The 12190-nt window shown below is 61.5% G+C and carries 10 protein-coding genes and 1 other RNA gene; 5 read left to right on the plus strand and 6 right to left on the minus strand.

Going from position 1 to position 12190, the window contains the following annotated elements; translation table 11 throughout:
• Positions 1-107: 107 nt before the first annotated feature.
• From rnpB to aroQ, 5 genes are all read right to left on the minus strand, one after another.
• Positions 108-506: RNase P RNA component class A (gene rnpB, locus O9Z63_RS04640), an RNA gene on the minus strand.
• A gap of 19 nt (positions 507-525) precedes the next feature.
• Positions 526-996, minus strand: coding sequence for a ribonuclease HI (rnhA, locus tag O9Z63_RS04645; RefSeq protein ID WP_044013038.1), 471 nt, complete (start codon positions 994-996; stop codon positions 526-528).
• Positions 997-1094: 98 nt separating this feature from the next.
• Entirely contained in the window at positions 1095-1655 is a 561-nt protein-coding gene (locus O9Z63_RS04650) for a MarC family protein (protein WP_270128161.1), read from the minus strand.
• Positions 1656-1738: 83 nt separating this feature from the next.
• The gene (locus O9Z63_RS04655) at positions 1739-2803 is read right to left on the minus strand and encodes an aminotransferase class V-fold PLP-dependent enzyme (RefSeq protein WP_270128163.1); all 1065 of its coding nucleotides are present in this window, start codon (positions 2801-2803) and stop codon (positions 1739-1741) included.
• Positions 2804-3055: 252 nt separating this feature from the next.
• On the minus strand, positions 3056-3502 hold the full coding sequence (aroQ, locus tag O9Z63_RS04660) for a type II 3-dehydroquinate dehydratase (protein WP_270128164.1): 447 nt from the start codon (positions 3500-3502) through the stop codon (positions 3056-3058).
• A 183-nt stretch (positions 3503-3685) separates the two neighbouring features.
• Between aroQ and xerD the strand changes: the two genes are divergently transcribed.
• Together xerD and O9Z63_RS04670 are read left to right on the plus strand one after the other, a co-directional pair.
• Complete coding sequence (gene xerD, locus O9Z63_RS04665; protein WP_270128165.1) at positions 3686-4588, plus strand: site-specific tyrosine recombinase XerD; 903 nt, start codon at positions 3686-3688, stop codon at positions 4586-4588.
• Between the two features lie 181 nt (positions 4589-4769).
• Positions 4770-5954 (plus strand): cytochrome-c peroxidase, encoded by a 1185-nt coding sequence (locus O9Z63_RS04670; protein ID WP_270128167.1) that lies wholly within the window; start codon positions 4770-4772, stop codon positions 5952-5954.
• A 25-nt stretch (positions 5955-5979) separates the two neighbouring features.
• Here the strand turns inward: O9Z63_RS04670 and O9Z63_RS04675 are convergent, their stop codons facing one another.
• A complete protein-coding gene (locus O9Z63_RS04675) occupies positions 5980-6399 on the minus strand; it encodes a hypothetical protein (RefSeq protein ID WP_270128168.1) in 420 nt (139 codons plus the stop codon).
• Positions 6400-6506: 107 nt separating this feature from the next.
• Here O9Z63_RS04675 and O9Z63_RS04680 point away from each other — a divergent pair, with 107 nt between their 5' ends.
• The 3 genes from O9Z63_RS04680 (at position 6507) to O9Z63_RS04690 (ending at position 12184) form a co-directional block, all read left to right on the plus strand.
• The gene (locus O9Z63_RS04680; RefSeq protein ID WP_270128169.1) at positions 6507-8225 is read left to right on the plus strand and encodes a DUF6044 family protein; all 1719 of its coding nucleotides are present in this window, start codon (positions 6507-6509) and stop codon (positions 8223-8225) included.
• A 220-nt stretch (positions 8226-8445) separates the two neighbouring features.
• A complete protein-coding gene (locus O9Z63_RS04685; RefSeq protein ID WP_270128171.1) occupies positions 8446-11418 on the plus strand; it encodes an FtsK/SpoIIIE family DNA translocase in 2973 nt (990 codons plus the stop codon).
• Between the two features lie 121 nt (positions 11419-11539).
• Positions 11540-12184, plus strand: coding sequence for a LolA family protein (locus O9Z63_RS04690; RefSeq protein WP_270128172.1), 645 nt, complete (start codon positions 11540-11542; stop codon positions 12182-12184).
• Positions 12185-12190: the final 6 nt, after the last annotated feature.

Genomic DNA, 12190 nt, shown 5'->3' on the forward strand with positions numbered 1-12190 from the left:
TGTCGTTCAGACGTGACAAGGTCCTTCGCAAGCTCAGGATGACAGATGGCGCAGAATGACAAAACGCCAAAACGGCCGCCGCACCCGAAGCTGCGGCGGCCGAAAGCCGTGGTGATGAGTCTGTAAGCCGGGTTTTGTACGCTGCCCCGAAAGGCCGCGCCTCCACCATTTATCTAGGCCAGTCCTCGCGGAAAGGCTCCATCAACCTACCCGCTGGCCCCGGACGAGCCGCCCGGTACGTCCGCGCAGGACGCGTGCCAGCTTATTTGGTCTTTCAACCCCTGAGGTTTACCCAGCCGGACTGGTCACCCAGCCGCTGGTGCGCTCTTACCGCACCTTTTCACCCTTACCGGCTGCCCGAGGGCAACGTAGGCGGTATTTTCTGTGGCACTGGCTGTCCCGGGTTGCGTTACACTTCCCGGTCCTTCCCGTTAGGAAGCAGGGTGCTCTGTGTTGCCCGGACTTTCCTCGTCGCCTTGCGGCGCCGCGGTGGAGCGACTCATCACTGAGGGCAAAGGTAAGGATTTACCCTGCACGCCGCGCCTCAATCAATTCATAGCCGTCGTCAATGAGCAGGCCGCCGCCGGTGGCGCTGCGCACGGCGAGTTGGTCGCACCGCTCGTTTTCGGGGTGGCCGTTGTGGCCGCGCACCCATTTGAAGTGCACGGTGCGCTGGCGGTACACCTTTACGAAGCGCCGCCAAAGGTCTTCGTTGGCTTTTTTGCCGAAATCGGGCTTGTTGAGCCAGCCGAATACCCATTTCTTTTCCACCGAATCCACCACGTACTTGGAGTCCGTCACGACGGTGATGGGCAGCTCGGGGCGGTTGATGGCCTCCAGGCCCACGATGATGGCCAGCAACTCCATGCGGTTGTTGGTGGTGAGGCGGAAGCCCTGGGTCAGCTCTTTCTCGTGCTGGCCGAAGCGCAGAATGGCGCCGTAGCCGCCCGGCCCCGGGTTGCCGCGCGAGGAGCCGTCGGTAAACAGGTAAATCATGCGTTACTGGTTGAATGGCTGAATTAATAGATGGCTGATTGTTCTGTAGATCTTTCCTGAACGACCAACAATTAGACAATTCAGCCATTTAGCCATCTTTAGAAGTTACTTTTAAACAGCTTGATGGCAATGGCCAGCAGAATCACGCCGAACACGCGGCGCAGGATGTCTTCGCCGGCCTTGCCGAGCTTGCGCTCAATCCAGGCGGAGCTTTTGAGCACGCCGTACACAAACACCAGATTCAATACAATGCCGGCCAGCACGTTGGGCAGCTGGTAGGCAGCCCGCAAGGAAAGAAGCGTGGTCATGGTGCCGGCGCCCACGATAAGCGGAAACGCCAGCGGCACAATGGAGCCCGAGGCCGCCAGCGGATTGTGCCGGAACAGCTCGATGCCCAGAATCATCTCCATGCCAATGAGGAAGATGATGATGGCGCCCGCCAGCGCGAAGCTCTGGAAATCAACCCCGAACAAGCTCAGGATGCTCTGCCCCAGAAACAGGAACACCACCATCAGCACGCCCGCCACCAGGGTGGCTTTCTCGGAGTGAATCTGGCCTTCGCGCTGCCGAATCTGGATGATAATCGGGATGGAACCCAGAATATCAATCACGGCAAACAGCGTGAGCGTGACGGAGAAGATTTCTTTGAGACTGAACATAGAGGATGGGTGAAATGGTGGATTGGCGGATGGGGATAGACGATGCAGACACTCCACTCATCCATCAACCCACCAACCCGCCATTAGGCAAACTCGCGGGCGAAGAACTGCACCAGCTGCTCGAAGGCCGCGTCGGGGATGGCCGGGAAGTTGGCGATGCGCAGGCTGTTGCTTTTCCAAGTGCCGTAGCCGTTGCCGAGCTGCAGGCCCTGGGTGAGGGCGCGCCGCTTCACCTCGTCGATGAGGGCGGGCGGGCCCTGCAGGCCAATGACGGTGGTGGAGCGGGTTTCGGGGTTCGTGACCAGGGGCGTGAGCTGGGTGGCCTGCTCGAAGTAGTCGTAGAGCTTGGTGGCGCGCTCCTGCAGGTGCTGGTGCACGGCTTTCAGCGCCGGCCGGTCGTGCAGGACGCGGCTGAGCAGGTAGATACCCAGTACGTTGGGCGTGTAAGTGGTCTGCCAGTTCAGCATCTTCTCGTACTGCGACGTGAGCGAGTTGTAGTGGGCCCGCTCGTTCTGGTCGCGCAGCCGCGCCACGGCCCGCGGCGACAGAATCATCACCGACAAGCCTGCCGGCAGCCCGAAGCACTTCTGCACCGACGCAAACCAGATATCGGCCTTGATGAACTTGAGCTGCACGCCCGCCATCGACGAGGTGGCATCGACGGCCAGCAGCGCCTGCCCGAGGCGGTTGTAGAGGTTCAGGATGAAGCCGTCGCGCAGCTGGGTGGCGTTGCTGGTTTCGTTTTGGGTGATGCAGACCAAGTCGGTTTCGGAGTCGGGTAGGGGCAGGGCTGCCACGTCGGGCACCTCATCAATACCAAACGGGTAGCCGACGCAGGCCGGGCGCAGGGCCTTGGCGTACTCGTACCATTTCTCGCCGAAGGCCCCGCTGTAGAGGTGAAAGCTTTTGCGCGGCGTGAGACTCTGCGTCAGCACTTCCCAGCACTCCGTGGCCGAGCCCATGAAGAACACGGTGTAGTCCTGAGGCACGTTGAGCTTGTTTTTTAGCTCCTGCACGGTCTGGCGCATGAGGCCCGTGAACCGCTCGCCGCGGTGCGGGGCCGAGAGCCAGCCCTCGTCGAAAGCGTCCTGAAGATACTGGCGTACCTGGGGGTACACCTGCGAAGGGCCGGGATTGAATGTATACATAGGTGTAGTGAGGCTAGAGGAGAAGTGCAAAGGTAGTGATGAGGGGATGGGGTGATGAGGGACAGAAGTGACGAGGTGAAGGGTAACAGGTTAGAACGTCATGCAGAGGCGCAGCCGAAGCATCTCGCGTGCTGATGGTGCAGTGTTGCTCAGACGTCAGCACGCGAGATTCCTCGCGCTGCTCGGAATGACGTTCTAACCTGTCACCATTCACCTCATCACCATTCACCCCATCACCTCATCGGTCAAAAATCACACCTTAAACCCCATGCGCTTGGGGCGCTGGCTTTCGAAATACTGCACGGCCATGCGGTAGCTTTCCAGCTTGAAGCCGCTGATGCTGCCGATGCAGTGCTTGCCCAGCAGACTGCGCTGCCGGAATTCCTCGCGGGCGTGCAGGTTGCTCAGGTGCACTTCCACCACGGGCGTATTGATGGCGGCCACGGCGTCGGCGAGGGCCACGCTGGTGTGGGTGTAGCCGCCGGCATTGAGCACGATGCCGTGGTAGGTGTAGCCCACTTCGTGCAGCTTGTCGAGCAGCTCGCCCTCGTGGTTGCTCTGGAAATACTCCAGCTGTACTTCCGGAAAGGCGGCGCGCAGCTCGGGCAGGTAGTCTTCGAAGGAGCGGGTGCCGTAGATGCCCGGCTCGCGGCGGCCGAGCAGGTTGAGGTTGGGGCCGTTGAGAATGAGAAGCTGCATGTATGGGGCTTAGGGAATGGGGCCTGGGGCTTAGGCTCAGTGAGGCGGGTGCACTGGCTGATTAATTGGCGACGGCAAATTACGCTTCGTTAAACTTGCGACCACAAAACAATATTCGCGGCAATACTGCCCGGCTATGCACGTGGCCTGAGCCCCAGGCCCTATTCCCTAAGCCCTACACAGATGTCCACCTGGTCCATTACTATTCGGCAGTTTGAAGGCTATCTGCAGCTGGAGAAGTCGTTGTCGGGCAATTCAGTGGAAGCCTACGTGCGCGACGTAAGCAAGCTGCACCACTTCCTGCAAATCCGGCACCTGCCCAATTCGCCCAAGGAAGTGACGGCCGAGCTGCTGCGCGAATTTCTGGCCTACCTCGGCGAACTGGGGCTGAGTGCCACCTCGCAGGCGCGCATTCTGTCCGGCATCAAGGCCTTTTTCAGCTTCATGATTATGGAGGACCTGCTCACGCACGACCCCACCGATACGCTGGAAGCGCCCAAAACCGGCCGCAAGCTGCCCGACACGCTCAGCTACGACGAAATCGTGCAGCTGCTGGACGGCATCGACCTGAGCACGCCCGAAGGCACCCGCAACCGCGCTATGCTGGAAGTGCTGTATTCCTCGGGCCTGCGCGTGAGCGAGCTGACTGGCCTGCGCCTGTCCAACGTCTACGCCGATCAAGGCTTCGTGCGCGTGACCGGCAAAGGCAATAAGGAGCGGCTGGTGCCCATCGGGCGCGACGCGCTGAAGCACCTGGGGCTCTACCTGCAAGGCATCCGCTGCCACCTCGACATCAAGCCGGGCCACGAGGACTTCGTGTTTCTTAACAAGCGCGGCAGCAGCTTGTCGCGCGTCACGGTGTTCACGGTCATTAAAGCCGCCGCCGATAAGGCTGGGGTGCGCAAGAGCATCAGCCCGCACACGTTCCGGCATTCCTTCGCCACGCACCTCATAGAAGGCGGCGCCGACCTGCGGGCCGTGCAGGAAATGCTGGGCCATGAAAGCATCACGACCACCGAAATCTACACCCACCTCGACCGCGACTACCTGCGGCAGGTGATTACGGCCTTTCATCCGCGCAGCTGAGTGGCCTCGGTCAGGTAATGCCGCCGGAAAGCAGCCTCATATTCGGTCTGCTTTCCGACGGTTTTTTGGTGCCGATTAGTAAATAAATAATAAATACAATATATAGGGATTAAACCGGGTTACTGGCACATTGTCGAAGTAACCCGGCCCGGCAACTGTCTGCCTCCATTTTTATCCCTCCATGAAAGCTTTACGAACGTCCGCCGCCCTGTTTCTGACGGTGGTACTTTTCCAGCAGTGCGCCAAAGATTCAAGCGAAACCACGCAGCCCACTTACGAAGCCGTGAAAGCCGCTTTCGGCAGCAAGCTCGACCTCAACCAGCTGGCCGACTACGCCAACCAGCCCCGGCCGGCCTACATCACCAAAGATAACACCGGCAGCAACCGCATCAGCAACGAGAAGGCCACGGTGGGCCGGGTGCTGTTCTATGACAAGAGCCTGAGCATCGACAATACAGTATCGTGCGGGAGCTGCCACCGGCAGGAGCTGGCCTTCGGGGATGCCGAGCTGGCCAGCAAAGGCGTGAGTGGCGGCCTGACCGGCCGACACGCCATGCGCCTGGTAAATGCGCGGTTTGGCCGGGAAACCAAGTTTTTCTGGGATGAGCGGGCTAGCTCGCTGGAGGAGCAGGCCACGCAGCCCATTAAGGACCACGCCGAAATGGGCTTTAGCGGCCAGAGCGGCCGGCCCAACATGGCGGCGCTGCTGAGCAAGCTGCAGGGCATGGGCTACTACCAGGAGCTGTTTCAGTTTGCCTACGGCAGCCCCACCATCACCGAGCCGAAGCTGCAAGAGTGCCTGGCGCAGTTTATCCGCAGCATCCAGTCGTTTGATTCGCGCTATGATGCGGGCCGGGCGCTGGCCGCCAACGACCAGCAGAACTTCGCCAACTTCACGGCCCAGGAAAACGCGGGAAAGAACCTGTTTCTGGCGCCGCCCGTCTTCGACGCCACCGGCAACCGCATAGCCGGCGGCCTGGGCTGCAACGGCTGCCACAACGCCCCGGAGTTCGACATCGACCCCAACACCGGCAACAACGGCATCATTGGGGTGCTGAACGGCACAGGCATCGACGTGAACAACACCCGCGTGCCCACGCTGCGCGACATGCTCAATGGCAGCGGCAACCTGCATACTCAGCTCATGCACACCGGGGGCATCACCACGCTGCAGGCGGCCATCGGCCACTACGGCACCATCAACCTGGCGCCCGGCAACAACCGCCTGGACCCACGCCTGCGCCCCAACGGCTTCGGCCAGAAGCTGAACCTGACGGCCGCCGAGGTGAATTCGCTGTCGGCCTTTCTGAAAACGCTGACGGGCACCAACGTATACACCGACCCCAAGTGGAGCACGCCTTTCTAGGCCGTCTGGCCTTCACAAAAAGCCGTTAGCGCAGCTTGTGCTGGCAGGTGTGCAGCCACTCTTCGGCCTCGCACACCGATTCGAACAGCTGCAGGTCGGTGCCGGCGTTGCGTGTCCAGCTGGTGTCCAGGTCGCCGACGTTGGCGCTGGCGCCGGGCTGCATGACGTGGGCCACGCAGGATGGCGGGGGCGTATTGGTGCTTTCCCACACGTAGCGCAGCCACGTCAGCGAGTCAAACCAGGGATTGAGCACCCGGCTGTTGTCGTTGAGAAAGAGGGGTGCTAAAGGACTGCTGAGCAGGTCGAGGTGCGAAACAATGCTCTGGAGAGCTTGCTGTGGATTTACGAAGCCGTACCAGGTGGTGCGCAGCCAATGATTGCGCGCGTCGTATTCAACCTGGCAGAACGATTGTTTCTCGGAGGCAGATGGCGAAATGATAGTCATGGGACAATGCGGGGCAGGAGTGGATACAGTCCTAACTGAGCATTGCAATTGGTGTGGTCGGAAAGGTTCGGGCGCGGCGGGGTACTTTTGCAGCAAACCTGTTTTTCGTGCCTGCTTCAAATCCTTCTGATTCGTTTCGGCTTCCGCCGCTGGTGCTGGCGGTGCTGGGCTTGCTGCTGTTTGTACTTCCATACGGCATTTTGCGGGCTCACAGTTACGTTACCATCGACGATAATCTGGATGCGGAGCTGAATATTCCATATCTGCTTGTGCAGCAAGGGGTTGCGCTGGACTACCGCCCGCAGACTGTGGTGCCGGCCCTGATGGACGGGCTGCCCCGCAACGCCCTGCGCCCGGGCCTGAGCGCCACGGTTGGGCTGTTTGCCCTGCTGCCGCCATGGGCCGCCTATCTGGTGCAGCAGGCCCTAGTGCGGCTGCTGGGGCTGCTGGCCTTATATGCACTACTGCGGCAGGAGCTGCTGCCTGAGCGGCGGCAGCGGCGGGTGGCAGCCGGAGTGGTACTGGCCTGGGCGTTGCTGCCGCTCTACTCGATGTACGGATTGTCGGTGCTGGGGCAACCGGCGCTGCTGCTGGCGTTTCTGGCCGTGCGGCGCGGCGCGGCCCGGTGGTGGCACTGGCTGCTGATTGCCGCCTTTCCGCTCTGGACGATGTTCGTGTTTGTAGGGCCGTTTGTGCTGGCGGCGCTGGGCGCCCTCTGGCTGCATGACTGGTGGCGGCAGGGGCGGCCCCACTGGCCCTTCCTGGGCGCGCTGCTTCTATTGCTGGCTGTGTACCTAGTAGTGGAGTGGCCGCTGTTCTATTCGCTGCTGGTGGCCCGGCAGTTTGTGCCGCACCGCGTGGAGTTCGACTTGGCTCAGCTGACGCCGCTGGGTCTGAAAACGGGGTTGCGCGGCGCCGTTCAGTTTTTTCTGTTCGGGCAGTACCACGCCAGCCGGTTTCTGCGGGTGGCGGTGCTGCTGGCCGTGGCGGCCGCCGTGGCGTTGGCCCCGGCCGGGCAGCGGGCGACGCGGGCGCGGCAACTGGGCGGCTGGCTGCTGGCGCTGGCGGCGCTGGCGGTGTTCAGCGGCTTCTATCCGCAGCTGGTGTCCTGGGGGCAGCATCGGCTGCCGATTCTGGGCGTGTTCAACTTCGGGCGGCTGCATTTTCTGGCGCCGCTGCTGTGGTTCTGGCTGCTGGCGTTGGCGTTGCGCTACCTGAGTGGCCGCTGGCAGGCGGTGGTGGTAGGGCTGCAGCTGCTGATCGGGCTGGGGATGAATCCGGAGTGGCTCAATAATCTGCGCGAGTTGGCCGGCCGCCCCAATCCGCATGAGCCCAACTATATGGCCTACGTGGCTCCGGAGCTGTTTGAGCAGGTGCAGCAGGCCATCCGGCAGCAAACGGGCCTGGAACCGGCGCAGTACCGCGTGGCCAGCCTGGGTTTGCCGCCAGCCGTGGCCCAGCTCAACAACTTCTACACTCTCGACTCTTATCAGAACAACTACCCGCTGCCCTACAAGCACCGCTTCCGCCCAATAATAGCGGGGGAGCTGGCTAAAAATGACACCCTGCGCCGCTACTTCGATGCCTGGGGCAACCGCTGCTACCTGTTTTCCAGTGAGCTAGGCAAGGATTTCCGGGTGGGTGCGTTTCAGCAACGCACAGTGCAGAGTTTCGCCTTCGATGCCGCTGCTTTCCGGCAGCTGGGCGGGCGCTACGTGCTGTCGGCGGCCCGGCTGGCTACGCCTGCCCGCAGCGGATTGCGGCTGGCCGGCGAGTTCGGCCAGCCTAACGCTTATTGGCACATCTGGCTGTATGAGGTGGAGTGATGGATTGGCGGGCTGGTGGAAATAGCACCTCATTCCGAGTGGAGCGAGGAATCTCGCATGCTGATGTTGAACCACGAATACAACGTCAGCTCGCGAGATTCCTCGCTCCGCTCGGAATGACGTTCTGGATTTTCGCCTCCATCACTCCATCAACCCACCAATCCACGAATCCGCTGAATCCACCAACAATTGCCTAGATTTGGCCCTTTGGCGCGTGAGAATGGCAAAAAATACCTACAAGCAAGACGCAACCCATCCCAGCCGGGCTAATGAGCCCCGGCCAACCCGTGCCCCGCAGCCTCGCTCGGCCGCGCCCGAACCGGCCGCGCCCCGCGAAAACCGCCGGGCCTCGGCCGAGCCAAAGGCGGCCCCCAAGCCGCCGCGTAAGCCCCTGAAGCTGCCGTCGTTGAACCTGGGCGCCATGTTTGGCTTCCTGCGCGACCGGCGGTTTCAGCTGTTTCTGGGCTTCTTTTTCCTGCTGGCCTCACTCTACCTGACCTTTGCCTTCTTCTCGTTCCTGTTCACCGGCCACGCCGACCAGAGCGTGGTGGAAGGCCTCGACCATACGCCGGTGAAGGAAGCCGGGCAGCAGTCGGGCAACTGGCTGGGACTGGTGGGGGCTTTTCTGGCTCAACTGCTGATTTACAAGGGCTTCGGCGTGGCGGCCTTCGCCCTGATTCCGATTGTCTTCTTCCTGGGCTACAAGATTGTGTTCCGGCGCGCGGGCGTGTCGGTGAGCTACGTGCTGGCGCTGTGCCTGTTCATTATGGGCTGGCTGAGCGTGCTGCTGGGCTACGTGGTGCTCACTATGCAGGCCCCCGACGCCGACCCCACCCTGGGCTACCGCCTCGACTTCCTGAGCGGCGGCATCGGCTATGAAGCCGCCGTCTGGCTCGATAGCCTCATCGGCTGGGGCACGGTGCTGCTGCTGGCCTTCCTGCTGATTTCCTTCGTGGTGTTCTTCTTCAACGTTACGTCCGTGACGCTGCCGCGCTTTGGGGCAGAAGGGGAGGAGCCGGACCTGGAGCCTGCCGCCGCCGAGCAGTCGGCGCGCCCGGCTATGGCGGCCACGGCACCTTTCGAGGAAGACGAGCCGGAGCCGGATATGGGCTTCGTGGTGCGCGATACGCGCCCCGTGGTCGTGGCCCCCGCTGCTGCTTTCACCGAGGACGAGCCGGAAGATGAACCTTACACCATGCCCGACGCGCCGACCGTAACGACCGGTCCGGTGGCTTCGCCCGCGTTCAGCGTGGCGCCGGCCACCGCTGCTGTTGTTGGCGCCGGTGCCGCCACCCTGGCCACCGCGGCTGGCACGGCCGTGCCCATGAGCGTAGCGGCGGCCGGTGCCACGGTAAGCGCGGCCAGCGCCGCGGCTTCCATGGCTGCCGGAGGTGCTACTGCTGCCGCCCCCAAAGGCCCCAGCTTCTCCATCGAAGCGCCCGCCGACCCGGAGCCGCTGGCCGTGGCTCCGTCGCGGGTGCCCACGCCGCTTTCCCTCTCCGACCTCGTAGACGACGACACGCCGCTGCCCATCACAAACAACGAGCAACGAACAACCAACATCGAAGCACCGGCCCTGCAGATTACTGAGAAGCCCGGCGAGCTGGACCCCGCCGCCGGCGCCGACATGGCCCGCATTGCCGACGATGACGAGGACATGGACACCATGCCCGCCGTCAACTACGACCCCACGCTGGACCTCTCGCGCTACCAGTACCCCACGCTGGAGTTGCTCAACGACTACGGCGTGGCCAAGGCGCAGGTAACCAAGGAAGAGCTGGAGGCCAACAAGGACCGCATTGTGGAGACGCTGGGCCACTACGGCATCAACATCGCCAGCATCAAGGCCACCATCGGCCCCACGGTCACGCTCTACGAAATCGTGCCCGACGCCGGGGTGCGCATCTCCAAAATCAAAAGCCTCGAAGACGATATTGCCCTGAGCCTCGCCGCCCTCGGCATCCGGATTATCGCCCCGATTCCGGGCAAGGGTACCATCGGTATCGAGGTGCCGAATACCAAGAAGGAGATGGTAAGTATTCGGTCGGTTTTCGCCACCGAGAAGTTCGCCCACACCGAAATGGATTTGCCGATTGCCTTCGGCCGCACCATTACCAACGAGGTGTTTGTGGTGGACCTGGCCAAGATGCCCCACTTGTTGATGGCCGGGGCCACCGGCCAGGGTAAATCGGTGGGTCTGAACGTGATTCTGGCCTCGCTGCTTTACAAGCGTCACCCGGCTCAGCTCAAGTTCGTGCTCGTTGACCCCAAAAAGGTGGAACTGAGCATCTTCAACAAGATTGAGCGCCACTTCCTGGCCAAGCTGCCTGACACCGACGAGGCCATCATCACCGACACCAAGAAGGTGGTGAACACGCTCAACTCGCTGTGCATGGAAATGGACCGCCGCTACGACCTGCTCAAGGACGCCGGCTGCCGCAACCTCAAGGAGTACAACCGAAAGTTCATCGAGCGCCGCCTCAACCCCAAGAAGGGCCACCGCTTCATGCCCTTCATCGTGCTGGTGATTGACGAGCTGGCCGACCTGATGATGACCGCCGGCAAGGAGGTGGAAACCCCGATTGCCCGCCTCGCGCAGCTGGCCCGCGCCATCGGTATTCACCTGATTGTGGCCACCCAGCGCCCCAGCGTCAACGTCATTACCGGCATCATCAAGGCCAACTTCCCCTGCCGGATTTCCTTCAAGGTGACCAGCAAAATCGACTCGCGCACCATTCTCGACGCCGGTGGCGCCGACCAGCTGGTGGGCCAGGGCGACATGCTGATTTCTCAAGGCTCCGACATCATCCGGGTGCAGTGCGCGTTCATCGACACGCCCGAAGTGGACCGCCTCTGCGACTACATCGGCGAGCAGCAGGGCTACCCCGACGCCTATCTGCTGCCCGAAGTGGTGGGCGAAAGCGGCGGCGGCAGCGGCGACATGGAAGACATGGACCCCTCGCAGCGCGACGCCATGTTCGAGGAAGCGGCCCGCGTTATCGTCACGCACCAGCAGGGCAGCACCTCGCTGCTGCAGCGCCGCCTGAAGCTCGGCTACAACCGCGCCGGCCGCCTCATCGACCAGCTGGAGCACGCCGGCATCGTGGGGCCGTTTGAGGGCAGCAAGGCCCGCGAAGTATTAATTCCGGACGAGTACAGTTTGGAACAGTTGTTGAATACCCTGCCCAAGTAAGCGCCAGCAGCTGTTTCCAGCCACGCCAGGGAGGTTTTACCACTTCTTTTGGTTTAGAAGTAAACAAACTGGCCTGCTACACGTCTCTGTACTCAACCTACCGAATCACCACCTTTTTGCAATGAAAAAATACCTCGCCCTGCTTGCTCTTTCCGTGTCGCTCTCGTCGGCTGCTTCTGCGCAGCAGGACCCCAAAGCCGGCAAGATTCTCGACCAGATGAGCGCCAAGTATCAGGCCATGAAAGCTTTCCGGGCTAACTTCACCCAGACGCTGGAAAACGACGCCACAAAGGTGAAGGAAAACCTGAGCGGCGACATTCTGGTGAGCGGCCAGAAGTTCCGGCTGAAAATCAGCGGCCAGGAGGTCATCAACAACGGCCAGACAGTCTGGACATACATGAAGTCGGAAAACGAGGTGAACATCTCGGACTTCGAGGCCGACGAACAGGAAATCTCGCCTTCGCAGATCTACACGCTCTATAAGAAAGGCTACAAGTACTCCTACGTGCAGGAAGCCAAGGAAAACGGTGAGGCCGTGGACGTGATTGAGCTGTCGCCGGAAGACCGCAGCAACCCCGTGTTCAAGGTGCGTCTGAAGGTGAGCAAGGTAGACAAGTCGGTGAAGAGCTGGCAGATGTTCAAGAAGAACGGCAACCGCTATACCTTCAAGATCAACAAGTTTACCCCGAACGTGCCCGTGGATGCCACCACGTTCAACTTCGACAAGTCGAAATACAAAGGCGTGAAGGTTATCGACCTGCGCTAATTGCTT

The sequence above is a fragment of the Hymenobacter yonginensis genome (assembly GCF_027625995.1).
Taxonomy (GTDB): Bacteria; Bacteroidota; Bacteroidia; order Cytophagales; family Hymenobacteraceae; genus Hymenobacter; species Hymenobacter yonginensis.

What these genes read in the sequence shown, in the direction of transcription:
- rnhA (WP_044013038.1), bottom strand. Translation starts at nt 996, where the DNA reads ATGATTTACCTGTTTACCGACGGCTCCTCGCGCGGCAACCCGGGGCCG.
- O9Z63_RS04650 (WP_270128161.1), bottom strand. Translation starts at nt 1,655, where the DNA reads ATGTTCAGTCTCAAAGAAATCTTCTCCGTCACGCTCACGCTGTTTGCC.
- O9Z63_RS04655 (WP_270128163.1), bottom strand. Translation starts at nt 2,803, where the DNA reads ATGTATACATTCAATCCCGGCCCTTCGCAGGTGTACCCCCAGGTACGC.
- aroQ (WP_270128164.1), bottom strand. Translation starts at nt 3,502, where the DNA reads ATGCAGCTTCTCATTCTCAACGGCCCCAACCTCAACCTGCTCGGCCGC.
- xerD (WP_270128165.1), top strand. Translation starts at nt 3,686, where the DNA reads ATGTCCACCTGGTCCATTACTATTCGGCAGTTTGAAGGCTATCTGCAG.
- O9Z63_RS04670 (WP_270128167.1), top strand. Translation starts at nt 4,770, where the DNA reads ATGAAAGCTTTACGAACGTCCGCCGCCCTGTTTCTGACGGTGGTACTT.
- O9Z63_RS04675 (WP_270128168.1), bottom strand. Translation starts at nt 6,399, where the DNA reads ATGACTATCATTTCGCCATCTGCCTCCGAGAAACAATCGTTCTGCCAG.
- O9Z63_RS04685 (WP_270128171.1), top strand. Translation starts at nt 8,446, where the DNA reads ATGGCAAAAAATACCTACAAGCAAGACGCAACCCATCCCAGCCGGGCT.
- O9Z63_RS04690 (WP_270128172.1), top strand. Translation starts at nt 11,540, where the DNA reads ATGAAAAAATACCTCGCCCTGCTTGCTCTTTCCGTGTCGCTCTCGTCG.